At 58.2% G+C, this 16,847-nt stretch carries 15 protein-coding genes; 3 read left to right on the forward strand and 12 right to left on the reverse strand.

Going from position 1 to position 16,847, the window contains the following annotated elements; translation table 11 throughout:
• Positions 1 to 350 precede the first annotated feature (350 nt).
• Entirely contained in the window at positions 351 to 1,652 is a 1,302-nt protein-coding gene (locus tag ATI02_RS08625) for an OprD family porin (RefSeq protein ID WP_100846032.1), read from the forward strand.
• A 130-nt stretch (positions 1,653 to 1,782) separates the two neighbouring features.
• On the opposite strand, the gene ATI02_RS08630 is transcribed toward ATI02_RS08625, so the two are convergent.
• The 12 genes from ATI02_RS08630 to ATI02_RS08685 form a co-directional block, all read right to left on the reverse strand.
• The gene (locus ATI02_RS08630; protein ID WP_095189847.1) at positions 1,783 to 2,403 is read right to left on the reverse strand and encodes a transglycosylase SLT domain-containing protein; all 621 of its coding nucleotides are present in this window, start codon (positions 2,401 to 2,403) and stop codon (positions 1,783 to 1,785) included.
• A gap of 45 nt (positions 2,404 to 2,448) precedes the next feature.
• The gene (locus ATI02_RS08635; protein WP_100846033.1) at positions 2,449 to 3,387 is read right to left on the reverse strand and encodes a carbohydrate kinase family protein; all 939 of its coding nucleotides are present in this window, start codon (positions 3,385 to 3,387) and stop codon (positions 2,449 to 2,451) included.
• A 13-nt stretch (positions 3,388 to 3,400) separates the two neighbouring features.
• A complete protein-coding gene (gene xylB, locus ATI02_RS08640) occupies positions 3,401 to 4,897 on the reverse strand; it encodes a xylulokinase (protein WP_100846034.1) in 1,497 nt (498 codons plus the stop codon).
• 132 nt (positions 4,898 to 5,029) lie between these two features.
• The gene (locus tag ATI02_RS08645; RefSeq protein ID WP_100846035.1) at positions 5,030 to 6,502 is read right to left on the reverse strand and encodes a mannitol dehydrogenase family protein; all 1,473 of its coding nucleotides are present in this window, start codon (positions 6,500 to 6,502) and stop codon (positions 5,030 to 5,032) included.
• A gap of 17 nt (positions 6,503 to 6,519) precedes the next feature.
• Positions 6,520 to 7,623: an ABC transporter ATP-binding protein gene (locus ATI02_RS08650; RefSeq protein ID WP_100846036.1), complete on the reverse strand. Its 1,104-nt coding sequence runs from the start codon at positions 7,621 to 7,623 to the stop codon at positions 6,520 to 6,522.
• Positions 7,624 to 7,788: 165 nt separating this feature from the next.
• Complete coding sequence (locus ATI02_RS08655; RefSeq protein WP_100846037.1) at positions 7,789 to 8,619, reverse strand: carbohydrate ABC transporter permease; 831 nt, start codon at positions 8,617 to 8,619, stop codon at positions 7,789 to 7,791.
• Positions 8,620 to 8,627: 8 nt separating this feature from the next.
• Positions 8,628 to 9,554, reverse strand: a complete 927-nt coding sequence (locus tag ATI02_RS08660; protein WP_095189868.1) for a carbohydrate ABC transporter permease — start codon at positions 9,552 to 9,554, stop codon at positions 8,628 to 8,630.
• A 153-nt stretch (positions 9,555 to 9,707) separates the two neighbouring features.
• Positions 9,708 to 11,018: an ABC transporter substrate-binding protein gene (locus ATI02_RS08665; RefSeq protein ID WP_100846038.1), complete on the reverse strand. Its 1,311-nt coding sequence runs from the start codon at positions 11,016 to 11,018 to the stop codon at positions 9,708 to 9,710.
• 342 nt (positions 11,019 to 11,360) lie between these two features.
• Positions 11,361 to 12,266, reverse strand: coding sequence for an AraC family transcriptional regulator (locus tag ATI02_RS08670; protein ID WP_095189840.1), 906 nt, complete (start codon positions 12,264 to 12,266; stop codon positions 11,361 to 11,363).
• A gap of 79 nt (positions 12,267 to 12,345) precedes the next feature.
• The gene (locus ATI02_RS08675; RefSeq protein ID WP_100846039.1) at positions 12,346 to 13,215 is read right to left on the reverse strand and encodes a PI-PLC domain-containing protein; all 870 of its coding nucleotides are present in this window, start codon (positions 13,213 to 13,215) and stop codon (positions 12,346 to 12,348) included.
• 171 nt (positions 13,216 to 13,386) lie between these two features.
• Positions 13,387 to 14,238, reverse strand: coding sequence for a phosphatidylinositol-specific phospholipase C domain-containing protein (locus ATI02_RS08680; RefSeq protein ID WP_095189838.1), 852 nt, complete (start codon positions 14,236 to 14,238; stop codon positions 13,387 to 13,389).
• Between the two features lie 117 nt (positions 14,239 to 14,355).
• On the reverse strand, positions 14,356 to 15,651 hold the full coding sequence (locus ATI02_RS08685; RefSeq protein ID WP_100846040.1) for a glycosyltransferase: 1,296 nt from the start codon (positions 15,649 to 15,651) through the stop codon (positions 14,356 to 14,358).
• A 292-nt stretch (positions 15,652 to 15,943) separates the two neighbouring features.
• Here ATI02_RS08685 and ATI02_RS08690 point away from each other — a divergent pair, with 292 nt between their 5' ends.
• On the forward strand, positions 15,944 to 16,147 hold the full coding sequence (locus tag ATI02_RS08690) for a hypothetical protein (RefSeq protein ID WP_100846041.1): 204 nt from the start codon (positions 15,944 to 15,946) through the stop codon (positions 16,145 to 16,147).
• A gap of 495 nt (positions 16,148 to 16,642) precedes the next feature.
• Positions 16,643 to 16,837 carry a hypothetical protein gene (locus tag ATI02_RS31960; protein ID WP_146166103.1) on the forward strand — a complete coding sequence of 65 codons (195 nt, stop codon included), beginning with the start codon at positions 16,643 to 16,645 and terminating at the stop codon, positions 16,835 to 16,837.
• Positions 16,838 to 16,847 lie beyond the last annotated feature (10 nt).

Raw genomic sequence — 16,847 nt, forward strand, 5'->3', positions numbered from 1 at the left:
AGCAGGGGACGGATGATGGAGGATTAGACCGCCTCGTTCAAGGCGCAAATGGCCTATGCAGAGGGGCTGCGGTGCATAGGGGAATCCCTTAGGCGGGCCTTTGGGTCTAATGAAACCGGGCGTTTGCTGGGTTTGTACGAGAACAGTTTGTGCGCGATCAACTGGCCATGCGTTGAAGAATTGCCGGTCAGTTTCAGACTAAAGTCGCCTGTGGCACGTCAAAGCCATCTGCCATCATTGCAGCTCACCCCTGCGTGTCCACTTCCTCCCGGCTTATTTTGATCTGGGGCGGAAGCTATTTTTCTGGCTTGTTGCGCGCTTGCGTAAACGCTGCATTGTTGGAGTTTTCCATGCGTCCCCCATTTCCCCTCATCACCGCGCGCCAGTCGTTTGGCTTCGGAGCCTTTGTGCTGTGCGCCGGTTTTACCGCACAGGTTCAGGCCAGCGGATTCCTTGAAGACACCACGGCGAAAATCGAATCGCGCACGGTGTATTTCAACCGCGATTTCCGTGATGGGCACACGTCCAGTGATCAGGGCGGATCCAAGCGCGAAGAGTCGGCACAGGGCTTTATCCTCAATCTGCAATCGGGTTACACCGAGGGCACGGTGGGTTTCGGTATCGATGCGCTGGGCATGCTCGGCTTGCAACTCGATTCCAGCCCTGACCGCAGCAATAGCGGCTTGCTGCCATCGAGCGGCAACGACCCGCGCGGTTCGAAAGGCCAGTACGCCAAGATGGGCCTGACGGCGAAAGTGAAGGTCTCGGACACCGTGCTGAAGTACGGCGCGCTGCTGCCGGATCTGCCGCTGTTGAAATACAACGACGGCCGTTTGCTGCCGACGATGTTCAACGGCGCGATGCTCACTTCAAAGGAAGTGAAGGATCTGACCTTTATGGCGGCGCGTCTGGACAAGTACACCGCGCGTGATTCCACCGACTCGCAAGACATCCGCGTGCATTGCAAGAACAAGCGCTATGCGTGCAACACCACCGCCGACCATTTCGACATGTACGGCTTTGATTACAAGATCAATGATCGTCTGACGGCGCAGTATCACTACGCGGAACTTGAAGACATCTACCGTCAGCACTTCGTGGGGCTGCTGGGCAATCAGCCGCTGGGCAGCGGTGTGTTGAAGGCCGATCTGCGCTTGCTGAAAAGTGCCGACAGTGGGAATGCAAAAGCCGGTTCCATCGACAACCGTGCGTTGAGCGGCATGCTGTCTTACGCCATCAGCGGCCACACGTTCAGTGGCGGCTGGCAGCGCATGAACGGCGATAACTCGATGCCGTACCTCGATGGCAGCAACCCGTATCTGGTCAACTATGTGCAGGTCAACGACTTTGCCGCCGCGCAGGAACGTTCCTGGCAACTGCGTTACGACTATGACTTCAAGGCGATCGGCATCAACGGTCTGAGTTTCCTGACCCGTTACGTGAACGGTGATCACATCAAGGTGTTGGGCAGTGATCAGGAAGGTAAAGAGTGGGAGCGTGATAGCGAGTTGAAGTACGTGATTCAGACCGGCACGTTCAAGGATGTGAGTCTGCGTTTGCGTAATGCGACTTACCGGACGAACTATGAGAAGTTTGCCCGGGATGTGGATGAGACGCGGGTGATTGTGAGTTATAGCTTTTCGGTGTTGTAAGCCCTAGATGTGCTTCGCTTGATCCGGCGCTTTCGCGAGCAGGCTCGCTCCCACAGGGGATCTTCAATGAACACAGATTTTGTGTACACCTGGGAGACCTGTGGGAGCGAGCCTGCTCGCGAAGGCGTCCTTACAGCCAATGCCAGAAGCGGCTCCAGAAACCGCGATTCAAATCCTCTTTGCAGCCGGCATATTGCCGGGCATACGTATCGGAACGTGCCTGCACCTTGCGTGCCGTCGGCATCAGCCAGGCTTTGCTGGCGTAAGTCTTGTTGCGATAGCCGCCCCAGCCTTCGTGGTAGTTGAGGTACTGGCCGTAGGCGTCGTATTTGTAGACGCCGTTGATCGACGTGGTTTTGTCCATGTACCAGCCGACGAAGTCGATGGCGTCGTCGAAGTCTTCGCGGTCGGCCCAGTTTCGGCCAGTGCTTTTCTGGTAGTCGGACCAGACTTCATCCTTGGCCTGCGCATACCCGGAAGCGGTGGACACGCGACCCCACGGAATTACCCAGAGCAAGTATTTACGCGGGGTCTTGGCGTCGTAGCGGTAGCCGGATTCCTGATACATGATCGCGAAGGGCACCTGGATCGGTACGCCCCAGCGTTTTTGTGTGACTTGCGCGGCGTCGTACCAATCGCTTTTCTCCCGGAAGATCTCGCAAATGTCTTCAGGCGAGCGGGGCGGCGAGGTGCCGCAACCCGTCAACAGTCCCGCGAGTATCAGTAGTCCAACCGTCTGCCCTGAATTCAAAAGCCGTCATCCCGTCATGCGCAAAAAGGGCGACAGTCTACGCGCTCAGGTCAATTGCTGACGATAGGGCAAATCCGGACCGGTCTTGCTGCACGTCAGCGCTGCGGCTTGTACGGCGAATTTGAGCATGGCGTCGATCTGCTCGCGACCGAGTTGCTGCACGCCGTCGACCGAGTCCAGACCGTGTTCTGTCAGCCAGGTGATCAGCGCGGCCTGGAAGGTATCGCCGGCGCCAACGGTATCGGCGATCTTCACCGAACAGGCCGGCACCGACCATGAGCCATGGGCGCGACTGAACACGGTTGCGCCTTCGCCGCCACGGGTCAGGAACACAATCTGGCAGCGGTGTTCGAGCCAGCCGCCGATGACGCGCTGCGGATCCTGTTCTGGATACAACAGGCTCAAGTCTTCGTCGCTGACTTTGATCAGGTCGGCCAATTGCACCAGCGTGGCGATGCGCTCACGCCACAGGTCTATGTTCGGCTCGGGATTGAGGCGTACGTTGGGGTCGAGGCTGATCAGGCGTTTGCCGCTTTCACGCTGGACCAGGGCCAGCAGCGTGTCGGCAATCGGTTGCACCACCAGCGAAAACGAACCGATGTGCAAACCGCGCACTTCAGGGCCAAGTGTCGGCAGGTGGGCGACGCTCAATTGCCGATCCGCGCAACCTTCGCCGCGAAAGCTGTAATGCGGCGAGCCGTTGGCGCCAACTGCGACCATCGCCAGCGTGGTCGGCGCAGCGAAATCCACCAGATAGTCCGGCCGTACACCTTCCTCCTGCAGGACTTGCTGCAAGCGGCGGCCGAGGTAGTCGGTGGACAGCCCACCGAACAAAGCCGAGTCCACGCCCAGGCGGCGCAAACCCACCGCGACGTTGAACGGCGAGCCGCCGGCAATCGCCTTGAAATTCACTTTCGAAGCCAGGCCGCTGGCGTCGTCTTCGCTGAAGAAATCAAACAGGGCTTCGCCACACACCAAATACATAATTGTTTGCTCTTTATAGGGTTGCGACATGCTGTTGATAGCGTTCATAAGCCTGCTGAAACGCCGCGACGTTGGCGGCGATCGGCAGGGTTTCACTGCCCGAGTCGAAGGTCACGCAGCGCTGGCAGAGGTCGGCCAGTGTGTCTTCGTGGCCGTTTGACCAGGATTTGCACCACGCTGCCTGAATCGCCGCGCCCAGGGCAGCGGCTTCGCTGTGTTCGGTGCAGATCACCGGGGTGTCCATGGTGTCGGCGACGATCTGCCGCCACACCGCGCTTTTCGAACCGCCGCCGATCAGGCAAATGCTGCGGCTTTGTAAACCATTCTGGCGCAGTAAATCCAGTCCGTAGCGCAAGCCGAAGGTGGTGCCTTCGACGGCGGCGCGGCATAGATTGGCCTGGGTCAGGTTGTCCAGCGTCAAGCCGTGCAGGCTGCCGGTGGCATGGGGCAGGGCGGGGACGCGCTCGCCGTTGAGGAACGGCAGCATGCTCACGCCTTCGGCGCCGATGGGCGCTTGAGCGACAAGAGCGTTGAACTGGACGAGGTCGAGGTCGAACAGGTCGCGGATCGCGCCGGTGGCATTGGTCAGGTTCATCGTGCAGATCAGCGGCAGCCAGCCGACGCTGGAGGAGCAGAAGGTCGCGACCGAGGCGTCCGGGCTGACTTTCGGTGCGTCGGCGTAGGCGTACACGGTGCCGGAGGAGCCGAGGCTCATGGTGATCGCGCCGGGCTGAATATTGCCGGTGCCGATGGCGCCCATCATGTTGTCGCCACCGCCGCTTGCGACCAGCGCATTGCGGTTGATGCCGAGGTGCTCGGCGATGGTGGGCAGGATCGTGCCCACCGCCTGGTGTGCATCGATCAGCTCCGGCAGCGCCGCTTGCAGGCGTCCGCTGCTGTCGATGTCGCGCAACAGCTGCAAATCCCATTGGCGGGTGCGCACGTTGAAATAGCCGGTGCCGGAGGCGTCGCCGTATTCGCTGCACGCCCGGCCGGTGAGCCAGAAGTTCAGGAAGTCGTGAGGCAGCAGAACGCGGGCGATACGCGAGAACACATGCGGATGTTGCTCTTTGGTCCACAGCAGTTTGGAGACGGTGTAGCCGGGCGCGATGACCACGCCAAGGCGTTCCAGCGAGCCTTTTTCACCGCCCAGATGGCTGAGCAGTCGCTCGTTTTCGGCGGTGGTTTCGGTGTCGCACCAGAGCTTGGCCGGGCGCAATACCTGGCCTTGATCGTCGAGCAGCACCAGGCCGTGCTGCTGGCCGGAAACGCCGATACCGAGGATCGACTGGCCGTCGACCTGCGCCGCCAGCAGCGCCTGACGGGTGGCGAGGGCGAAGGCGTCCAGCCATTGATGCGTGTCTTGTTCGCGGCGGCCATTGGCACCACTGATCATCGTGTGCGCAGCGGCGCCCTGGCCGAGCACCTGACCGCTGGCGGCGTCGAGGATGATGGCTTTGCTGCCTTGGGTGCCGCAGTCGATGCCGAGGAAGAGTTGTCGGGTTGTCACAGTAAGATCCTCAGGGTGTCAGTTCCATCCGGGTGACGCCATTCGCGAGCAGGCTCGCTCCCACATTTTGAAATGCGTTCCCCTGTGGGAGCGAGCCTGCTCGCGAAGGCTTCAGTCGCATCACCGCTTCAATCAAGCCAACACCCGTTCCAGCGTCCGAGTCACACCCACTTCGCGCAAGCTGTTGCAGCACCACTCAAACGCCGCCACAAACGCTGCCGAACGCGGTATCGCCGTGCCGAAAATCTCCTCCACCGCTAGCAACCGATCAGTCATCAACGCATCGTCCGCCACCAACGCCTGACAAAACGTCGCCCGCGGATCCGGGATCGAGTACGTATCGCCATTCTCATCCACACCCTTCAAATACAGCGCCCAGGCTGCCACCACCAGTGCCGCACGTTTGGTCTCGCGCCCATCGGCAATCAACCGATTGATCGTCGGAATGGTGAACTTGGGAAACTTCGACGACCCATCCGAACACACCCGCTCCAGCTGATCGGCAATCGCCTGATTGGAGAAGCGCGCCACCAGCGTGTTTTTGTAATCGGTCAAATCGATGCCCGGCACCGGCGCCAGTTGCGGGGTGACATCCAGGTCCATGTAAGCGCGCATGTAGCGCACGAACAGCGGGTCATTCATGGTCTCGTGAACAAAACGATAGCCCTTCAAAAACCCCAGATAGGTCAGCGCCAGGTGGCTGCCGTTGAGCAGTTTGATCTTCATCTCTTCATAGGGCGAAACGTCGTCGGTAAACTGCACGCCGACCTTTTCCCAGGCCGGGCGGCCGTTGACGAACTTATCTTCCAGCACCCACTGCACAAACGGTTCGCAGACCACCGGCCAGGCATCGTCCACACCGTGCTTGTCCGCCAGTTGCAGGCGATGCGCGGTACTGGTCATGGGCGTGATGCGGTCGACCATGGCATTGGGGAAACTGACGTTCTGCTCAATCCAGTCGCGCAAGCCTTGGTTTCGCAGCGCAGCGAACGCGAGTAACGCTTTGCGGGTCACCGCGCCGTTGTGCGGCAGGTTATCGCAGGACATCAGCGTGAATGCCGGAGTGCCCGAGCCACGGCGCTTTTCCAGTGCCGCACAGAGGAAACCGAAAACGGTTGTCGGTGCCTCCGGATGCTCCAGATCGTGTTGGATCTGCGGCAGGTGCGCCATGAATTCGCCGGTACTGTCGTCAATGCAATAACCACCTTCCGTGATGGTCAGCGAAACAATACGAATCTGCGGATCGGCAAGCCTGGCGATCAGCGCCTGCGCACCGTCCTCGGCCAGCAGCATGTCGCGAATCGCGCCAATCACTCGCACTTCGGTATCGTCGCTGTCACCCAGTTCAAACAGGGTAAACAGGTAATCCTGTTCCTTGAGATCGTCGCGGGCGCGACGGTCTTCGGCGCGCAGGCCGACCCCGCAAATTGCCCAGTCGAGCGCTTCGCCGGTGTTCATCAGGGCGTCGGTGTAATACGCCTGATGCGCGCGATGGAAACCGCCGACGCCGATGTGTGCAATGCCTTGGCGCGTGTCGCGCAGGCTGTAGGCCGGCAGTTGCACTGGGGTGGCGAGGCGATGCAGATTTTGTTGGTTCAGTTTCATTGGGCAAGTCTCGAAATTCAGGCCGCCGCACGCAGCGGGCGGGTCAGCGCCACGCCGTCGGCGTCGAACAGATGGCAATGGGTTGCGTCCAGATGCAGGCTCAGCTGTTCGCCGTAACGGCTCGCCAGATCACCGCGCACGCGCATGGTCAGGGCTTCGCCGGCGCTGGTGGTGACGTGGCAGAAGGTGTCGCTGCCCAGTCGCTCGCTGACATCGGCGGTGACTTGCAGGGTGCAGTCGCCCGGTTGCGCCAGTTCCAGATGTTCCGGGCGAATGCCCAGTGTCACGGCGCTGCCGACGCTGAGGCTGGCCGCGTTCAACGGCAGGGAGATGCGGGTGCCGGCATCGAGCGAAACTTCGCAGCTATGGCTGTCGACCCGGGCAATCTTGCCCTTGAGGAAACCCATTTTCGGCGTGCCGAGAAATCCCGCGACGAACAGGTTGGCCGGCTGGTGATACAGGTCCAGCGGCGAGCCAACCTGTTCGATCTTGCCGCCATTGAGCACCACGACTTTGTCGGCCATGGTCATCGCTTCCACCTGATCGTGGGTTACGTAGATCATGGTCGCTTGCAGGTCTTTGTGCAGGCGCAGCAGTTCCAGGCGCATTTGCACCCGCAGCGCGGCGTCGAGGTTGGACAGCGGTTCGTCGAAGAGGAAGATTTTCGGGTTACGCACGATGGCGCGGCCGATGGCCACGCGTTGACGTTGACCACCGGAGAGCTGCTTCGGCTTTCGCTCCAGCATCGGCCCCAGTTCGAGAATACGCGCCGCCTCGCCGACCTTTTTCTCGACCTCGGCTTTCGGCACTCCCGCCAGATCGAGCGCAAACGACATGTTCTTTTTCACGGTCATGTGCGGGTACAGCGCGTAGGTCTGGAACACCATCGCCAGAACGCGCTTGGCCGGGCTGACTTCGGTGATGTCGCGGCCATCAAGTTCGATGCTGCCGCCGCTGACTTCTTCCAGGCCGGCGATCAGCCGCAGCAGGGTGGATTTGCCGCAGCCGGACGGGCCGACGAAGACCACGAATTCCTTGTCGTTCACTTCAAGGTCGATGCCCTTGATGATGGAAAAACCTTCGAAGCCTTTTTGCAGATTCTTGATTTTCAGGTTGGCCATGATGATGGGCCTCCGCAATTTATTATTGGGTTAAACCAGATCGGCTTTTCTGTGGGAGCGAGCCTGCTCGCGAAAGCGGTGGCTCAGGCACCTTTTGCACCGGATGTGCCGACGCCTTCGCGAGCAGGCTCGCTCCCACAAGGGAATGCGTTGAGTTAGAGATATTCATTTCACGGCGCCGAACGACAGGCCGCGCACCAGTTGTTTCTGGCTGATCCAGCCGAAGATCAGGATCGGCGCACAGGCCAGGGTCGAGACCGCCGACAACTTGGCCCAGAACAATCCTTCGGGGCTTGAGTAGGAGGCGATCAGCGCGGTCAGTGGCGCGGCTTTCGAGGAGGTCAGGTTCAGCGACCAGAAGGCCTCGTTCCAGCACAGGATCAGCGACAGCAGCACCGTTGAGGCGAGGCCGCCCTTGGCAATCGGCAGCAGCACGCGGACCATTTCCTGCCACAGTGTGGCGCCATCAAGACGTGCGGCCTCGAGAATGTCTTTGGGGATGTCCTTGAAGTAGGTGTAAATCATCCAGACCACGATCGGCAGGTTGATCAGCGTGTAGATCACGATCAATGAAATGCGCGTGTCGAGCAGGCCGAAACTCTTGGCCAGCAGGTAGATGGGCATCAGCACGCCGACCGGTGGCAGCATTTTGGTGGAGAGCATCCACAGCAACGTGCCTTTGGTGCGCTGGGTTTCGTAGAACGCCATCGAGTAGGCCGCCGGCACGGCGATCAACAGGCACAGCGCGGTGGCGCTGAAGGAAATCACCACCGAGTTCCAGGCGAAACTGAAGTAATCGCTGCGCTCATTGATGTGCAGGTAATTCGCAAGCGTCGGCGTGAAGATGAACTGCGGCGGTGTGGCGAAGGCGTCGATTTCGGTTTTGAAACTGGTCAGCACCATCCAGAAGATCGGGAAGAAAACCACGATCGCGATGGCCCAGGCCAGGGTGCCGAGCAGCAGGCTTTGCAGCCGGCGGGATTGTTGGAGAGTCATGGCAGGCCTCAGGCTTTGTCAGTCAGGTTTTTGCCGATCATCCGCACCAGAATGATCGCGGCGATGTTGGCGATGACCACGGCTATCAAGCCGCCCGCCGAGGCCATGCCGACGTCGAACTGCACCAGCGCCTGGTTGTAGATCAGGTAGGCGAGGTTGGTCGAGGCGTAGCCGGGGCCGCCGTTGGTGGTGGTGAAGATTTCGGCAAACACGGAGAGCAGGAAGATCGTCTCGATCATCACCACCACGGCAATCGGTCGGGCCAGATGCGGCAAGGTCAGGTGCCAGAAGATCGCGATCGGTCCGGCGCCATCGAGGCGTGCGGCTTCCTTCTGCTCCTGGTCGAGAGACTGCATGGCGGTCATCAGGATCAGGATCGCGAAGGGCAGCCATTGCCACGAAACAATGATGATGATCGACAGCAGCGGGTAGTGCGCCAGCCAGTCCACCGGTTGCGCGCCAAACAGTTTCCAGAGGTAGGCGAGAATCCCGGAGACCGGATGGAAAATCAGGTTTTTCCAGATCAGCGCGCCGACCGTGGGCATGATGAAGAACGGCGAAATCAGCAAGACCCGAACGATGCCCCGACCGAGAAACTCGCTGGCCTCCAGCAAGGCGCTGATCAACACGCCTAACACCACGCTGATCAGCAGCACACTGCCGACCAGCAACAGGGTGTTGGTGGCACCGGGCATGAAGCCCGAGTCGGTCAGGAAGTAAGTGAAGTTCTCAAGCCCGACGAACTCGTTCTCGCCGGGGTTGAGCAGGTTGTAGCGGATCATCGAAAAGTAAAGGGTCATGCCCAGCGGCACGATCATCCACAGCAGCAACAGGGCCACTGAGGGGCTGACCAGAAACCAGCCGGGATTGGCCACGCGACGTTTGCGCTGCGGCTTGGCGAGGTCGATGTGGGCTTTGGCAGTTGAAGTATTCATGGTGATCACAACCGAGTCATACAGACCTATGGAGATCCCATGTGGGAGCGAGCCTGCTCGCGAAAGCGGTGGATCAGTGCCATGTGTATTGGCTGGTACGACGCCTTCGCGAGCAGGCTCGCTCCCACAGGAGGCAGGAGCGAGCTTTACGGGTTACTTGGGATAACCCGCGCGCTTCATCTCGCGTTCGGTGGTTTGCTGCGCGGCGCCGAGCGCCTGGTCGACCGTGGTCTGGCCGATCAGCGCTGCCGAGAACGACTTGCCGACCTGGGTGCCAATGCCCTGGAATTCAGGAATGGTCACCAATTGAATGCCGATGTAAGGCACCGGTTTCAATGTCGGTTTGCTCGGATCGGCCGCTTTGAGCGACTCCAGCGTCGCCTTGGCGAACGGCGCGGCGCTCATGTACGCGTCGCTGTAGGTCGAGGCCCGGGTGCCTGGCGGCACGTTGGCGATGCCGTCGGTTTTCGCCACCAGCTCACCGTATTCCTTGGAAGTCGCCCAAGCGCTGAAGGTTTTGGCTGCGTCCTTGGCCTTGGAGCTGGTCGGAATCGCCAGTGCCCACGAATACAGCCAGGCCGAACCTTTATCGGTGACCTGATGCGGTGCAAAGGTGAAGCCGACGTGATCGGCGACTTTGCTCTGGGTCTTGTCGGTGACGAACGAACCGGCGACGGACGCATCGACCCAGATCGCGCACTTGCCGCTGTTGAACAGGGCGAGGTTCTCGTTGAAACCATTGCTGGACGCGCCCGGCGGGCCGGATTTCTTCATGGTGTCGACATAGAAGTTCAGCGCGTTTTTCCACTCGGGGCCGTTGAATTCAGGCTGCCATTTTTCATCGAACCAGCGGGCGCCGTAAGCGTTGGCGACGGTGGTAATCAGCGCCATGTTCTCGCCCCAACCGGCCTTGCCGCGCAAGCAGATGCCGTACTGCTCCTTGTCTTTGTTAGTGAGCTTTTCGGCAAAACCGGCGATCTGCTCCCAGGTTGGGCGCTCAGGCATGGTCAGCCCGGCATCCTTGAACAGGTCGGTGCGGTAATAGGTGATCGAGCTTTCGGCGTAGAACGGCAGCGCGTACAGCGAGCCCTTGACCGACAGGCCTTCGCGCACCGACGGGAACACGTCATCAAGGGCATAACTGGCCGGCAGATCTTTCATCGGTTCCAGCCAACCCTTGCCCCCCCACAGTGCGGCTTCGTACATGCCGATGGTCAACACATCAAACTGGCCGCCCTGAGTGGCGATGTCAGTGGTCAGACGCTGACGCAGGACGTTCTCTTCCAGCACCACCCAATTGAGCTTGATGTCCGGATGCTCGGTCTCGAAGGTTTTCGAGAGCTTTTGCATGCGGATCATGTCGCTGTTATTGACGGTGGCGATGGTCAGGGTCTGGGCGCCAAGGCTGACGCTGCTCAGGGTCATGCAGGTGAGGGCAAGCAGAGCTTTTGCAGTGGGTTGCATCGTGCACTCCTTTTCTGAACCCAGAGGGGGCAGAAGGACAGTTATTGTTTTTGTGTCTTCCTGTGCAGGAAGAATGTGCAGTGATTACAGCCTTCAATCGCAGGGCTGACAAATCATCCCTAGCACTTTGATCGATACTTTTTTGCACTGGGCTTTGCGCGGAGAAACGCAGGGAAGGGGTTTTCAGAGCAGAGGCGAGATCGGTTACGTACAGGTTTGCGATGCAGACAGGCCAAAACTGTGGGAGCTGGCTTGCCAGCGATGGCGGTGGGTCAGTCGATGGAGATGCCGGTCATGCCGGCCTCATCGCTGGCAAGCCAGCTCCCACAGTGGGTCGTAGTTTTAGTTATGGTTCTGCTCAGTGAGGCGCTGCACCGCGAGGCGCCGATAATGCGAAGGCGTCATGCCCTTGAGCTGCTGGAAGCGTCGATTGAAGTTGGAAATATTGTTGAATCCTGACTCAAAGCACACGTCGGTCACTGGCTTGTCGCCGTCGGCCAGCAGCTCGCAGGATTTGCTGATGCGCAGGCGATTGACGAATTCGATGAAGTTACGTCCGGTCGCCTGTTTGAACACGCGGCTGAAGTAAGTCGGCGTCATGCCCAGATGCTCGGCGACTTCCTCCAGGGAAATGTCTCGGGCGTAGTGGCTGAAGATGTAATCCACCGCGCGGTTGGTACGGTCGATATTGTGTTCGTCGGCCAGTTGGGGGGTGGTCGCGCCGGACAGTAACTGGAAATCATCACTGGCCGCGAGCAACTCCATCAGGATGAAAAAGTGCCCCAGACGAGTGATGCCCTTGCTGTCAGCGATCCGCTGCATCAGTGTCATGGCCTGGCGAATCGTGTGTTTGCAGCGGAATTCGATCCCGTACTGCGCGCGCTCCAGCAGCGGGGCGAGGGTCTTGAGCTCGGCGAACACCTGATGGCCGCTCTCGAACAATTCGTCGGTGAAGTTGACCAGCATGTCGCGCTTTTCCACCACTTCGTCTTCAGCGACCTGGCTGATCCAGTTGTGCGGCAGATTGGGGCCGGTGAGGAACAGCGTTTGCGGGTAGAAGTTACCGATGTAATCACCGATGAATACTTTGCCTGAACTGGCGACAATCAGATGCAGCTCGTATTCCTTGTGGAAATGCCAACGCACCAACGGGCAAGGGAAACCGTGCTGACGGTAGATGATGGACAACCCGTTATGGTCGTCCATCAGTTCATAAGAAGGGTCGGTGACGCGGGCCGATCGGGTCATGACGAAGTTCTTTTGTTGTTATCGCCGGCCAATCATGCCTCTTTCCGCCTGCCCTTCACCAGCGTGCGATGATTGATGCTCAAACGTTTTCGGTTGCTCTTTCCCCGTAAACCGCCTTTTCACTGCAGGCAATCCAGCAATAGCGGGCGAGATCCGAGTCGTTGAAGTAGTCGATATTGATGATGCTGCAGCGGTTGATCAGGCCACGAGAAGAATGAAACCAGTCATTGATATGCTCGCTCAGGCGCGTTGCCCCGCCCAGCAACGTGTAGCCGGTCGCCGACAATGACCAGAGAAACCGGTAGGGCGCCTCGGCAAGCTGGTTGGTGATGTGCGTACGCAGTTCCTCGGGGCCGGTGAACGTTGATCCAGTCCATCTGTGGATGATTCTCGGCCAGTAAACATCGTCATCCAGTTCACGTCTTGGCGGTACCGCCATGACGATTCGGCGCCGCGGGCTCGCTCGCTTGAGCTGTTCAATCGTCAGCGAGGCATTTTCTGAGGGAACCAGTCGCGGGCCAAGTTCGCGTATCAACACCTCATTGAACAGCGGGTAATTGAACGAATTGTCACCGTCGCTCAGCTCATGAAAGTCGAGGACGATGAACTCGCCGGGGTGTTTATCGAGAAACCTTGTCACGGCGTTGATGAGATCATCGAGCGTGCGCCCGGACTTGAAGCCGTTGTGATGAAAGTAGAACGCCGAGGCCGTGGAGCCCGAGCTGTAACCGAGCCGGATGTCGAGCGCACGGGCACCATGGGTCAATTGTGCAGTGAACGAGTCGTCCTGGCACGCCGTCCAGTTACCCAGGATCAACGTATGGCCAGGGGCCTTTTGGTCCATCCCGCAATTGTGTGCGCCGGGCCAGACGATGTCGGTCAGTTTCAATCGACCGACATCCAGCACCTGATCCATCCAGTTTTCTTTATCGAACGTGTTTTGCGGCATGACAAACTCCTTGTCGCTGGAATTCGCCCCGTCCATGGGGCGAAGCATTGATCTTGCAGAGCCTCCCAAGCGGGGGGCCTTGAAGTTCCAGCGTAGAGGGCAGCGACGGCGTTGCCAAGCCTTGGAAACATTCGCACAAGGATAGCTATTTAATGGCGAGCTGATGTTGCCCTAGCGTTGCACTTTGGCCAGATTGGCTGTGCGGCAATAATCCACGATTTTTGATTCTTCCATAAAATCGACGTTGATAATGTTGCATTGGGCAGCCCAGTTGTTTTTGGTTGGATCGAACCAGATATCAAGCTCGTCGTGAATGTCGACAGGCCCGCCCAATTTGAAATAGGCGGCTGCAGATAACGACCAGGGCGACCATTTGCCGGGTGGGTCATTTATCACTTCCCCAATATAGTCTTTTAGCGTCGCGTGGCTTTTTGCGGCGGTACCATTCCATTGATGGTGGACTTGCCTGGTAAACAGTTCATAGTCGAGGTCCGGGTGCGTAGGTGCAGCCAGCAGAATACGCCGCAAGGCACTGGCCTGCTTTAACTTTGCGAGACTCTGATGTGCGTCGCCTTTTCGAATAACCAGCGGGCCAATGTAATCCTTTATGGTGTCACTGAACATTTTCGCATCAAAGTCGCCTTCGCTTTCCGACAGCTCATGGCAATCCAGGATAATGAACTCATCCGGGTTGGCACTGAGGAATTTGCGCACATCCGTTAACAGATCCTCCAGTGTCCGCGAGGACAGGAAGCCTCCATGGTGCAGGCGGAATTTCTTGATACCCTGAGTCTTTGGCATGCACACAAACCGCAGGTCGAGCGCGCGGGAACCGTGATTCAGTTGTGCGTAGAAAGAATCATGCTGGCACGCCACGAAATGGCGCGGTGTCAGTAACCCGTAAGAGGCTTTCCAGTCACTACCGGCATTATGAGTGCCCGGCAGGCTCAGTTCGCTGAGAGACAGCGTGTCAATGGCAGGGGTAGAGGCCATCCAGTTGTGGTTGGAATAGTGATTGCTCATATAACATCCTTAGGTAAATGGCGCGCCGCTTAGTTAGATGTAGGCGGCGCGAACAGGATGTTTATATCGAATGCTTGTTATTTTTCCAATATGACAATTGATACTGAATATAGGGTGCTACTGTAATTGTTTGTTCTTTGCTTCAATCCACTGCGACATGTATTGAGTACTTTTGTGCGAATGATGACGCAACATGCTTCCAGTGAAATTGTTCTTTCTAAGTTGTTGCAAGTCATGCTGGAAATGTCGTAGTTTTTCGATCAGTGCCGGGCCATGTTCCAGCTTTGAATAACGCTCACTCAATAGTGACTGACCAGCGGATTGAGCCGCGACCCAGCAAGTTTCGTCTTGATAGAGTCGAACCGCCTCTTCGGCCAACGCCGCTGCGCTGGTTGCCACGGCTCCCGGCCAAGGATGTTGGCCTTGCATGGCTTCGGCGCCAATCGGCGTCGTCACGCTGGGCGTGCCACACAGCATCGCATCAATCAGTTTGCCTTTGATACCGGCACCAAAACGCAAGGGCGCCAGGCATATCCGCGCTGCCGACATGACCTCTAGGGCATCCTCCGCCCAGTTCATGATGTAAAAACCCTGGGCCGGGTTGTGCAGGGCGCTGGCCTTGGGGGGCGTATAAGCGCCGTAGATATGCAGTTGCGCACCGGGGAGTTGCGCACGGATCAATGGCCACAGCGTGTTCTTCATCCACAGCACTGCATCCCAATTGGGCGCATGGCGAAAGTTGCCGATACTGAGGAAGTGCGCCCGCTCTTCAAAAGAACGCGGCGCAGTCATTGGCGGCTCGATCATCAGCGGGCACCAGTGCAGGATCTGCCGCGGCAATCCGAATTGCTCGACCAGCAACTCGATTTCGACTTCGGAGATCATCAGGTTCAAGTCGCATCGATACAGCGCAGCCATTTCACGCTTGGCCAGATCGGTATCGGCCATCAGTTCGAACTCCTGCGTCAATGCGGGGGCGAATAGCGAGGAGAAGTCGTTGGCGTCATCGCTGTGTTTCAGACGATCTTTGAGTCGTTGATGGCGGGCATGGCGCAGACTCTGCAGGTCGGAGGTTTCCAGCACGCGTAACGCGTTCGGGCAGTGTTTTTCGACGCGCCAGCCGAACTGTTCTTCCATCATGAACTGATCGAACAAGACGATATCCGGGGCCAGTTCACTGACGAAGGTGTCGAAACTGCTGTTGTTCAGTTCGATCGCTACTTTGCCAATGCCCAGTTGCGCAAGGTCCGCCATGTGCTCGCCGGGGCCGGCAGGGCTGCTGAACGTGACATCCCAGCCTTGCTGCACAAAGGTCTCGAGGATTTGCATCACATGCCCACTGGCCGCCGATGACGCGGGTTCCGGCCACACGTAACCGATGACCAGGACTTTAGTGGCGGCGGGCTGAATCATGAGCGGTAATCCTGAGCAAACAACGGTTGGGGAACGAAAAAAGCCGGCAATTAAACCACAGCATTTGACACCTTGGGCTCCTGCGTAGGGTTGCACCCGGCGGGTGCAGGACGTTGAGCGATAATCGGCGCGTTGGTGTGCTCTATGCCAGGCAGATTTTTCGCGTTGGCTTATGTTTTTTGGTGATTGGCACAAGTGCCAGGCAATCTAAAAACTGGTAATTCTTACAGGTTTCAAACGAGGGGTGGTGCGCCAGGATGGTGTTTCTATCGATGCATAAGGAGTGATGGTCATGGCCCTTAAAAACACGGATGACAAAACAAATGCGCAGGCTAAAAGCTACGAGGCTCCAGTGACACAGAGGCAGGGTAAAGTCCCTATTCAGGAGGCGCTGGAAAATTTACGCGAAGAGGCGGGTGACCAAAGCAATGCCAGTTCACCGCAGTCCAGAGCGTTTCTTGATCTGTTGCCAAACAAGCGAGTTTCGGGCAGATAAACACCAGCGCCGATACCCGGCGAAGCCGGCACAAAAAAGAACCCCAGTGATCGCCAGACCGCTGGGGTTTTTCTTTGCGTGTTGATACGCAGTCTTGTCAGCTTTCCGTTGGCTGAGTAGCGAGGTGGTCAACGCGAAGGAGTCTGCAAGTTCCGGCCACACGTAACCGATGACCAGGACTTTAGTGGCGGCGGGCTGAATCATGAGCGGTAATCCTGAGCAAACAACGGGTGGGGAACGACAAAAGCCGGCAATTAAACCACAGCATTTGACACCTTGGGCTACTGCGTCGGGTTTCCCCCGGCGTGTGCAGGACACTGAGCGACAGTCGGCGCGTTGGTGTGCTCTATGCCAGGCAGGTTTTTCGCATTGGCTTATGTTTTTTGCTGATTGGCACAAGTGCCAGGCAGTCTAAAAACTGGTAGTTCTTACAGGTTTCAAACGAGGGGTGGTGCGCCAGGATGGTGTTTCTGTCGAGTCATTTGGAGAAAAATCATGAGTGTTAAAAAAGATCATGTTTTAAGCCAGCCTACACTACGAACGACGACGCGTGCCGGCGAGCAGAATAAAGTAAAACCAGAGGATATCCCGCCAGCACAAGAGGATAGCCGCGTTGAGGAAAGTGACAATAAAGATGGCCTGAAACCGCAGTCCAAAGCGCGTCCTCAACCAGGCAGGCATCTAGGTTAGGGCTAACCAA

Origin of the sequence: Pseudomonas baetica, assembly GCF_002813455.1 — a bacterium.
GTDB lineage: Bacteria > Pseudomonadota > Gammaproteobacteria > Pseudomonadales > Pseudomonadaceae > Aquipseudomonas > Aquipseudomonas baetica.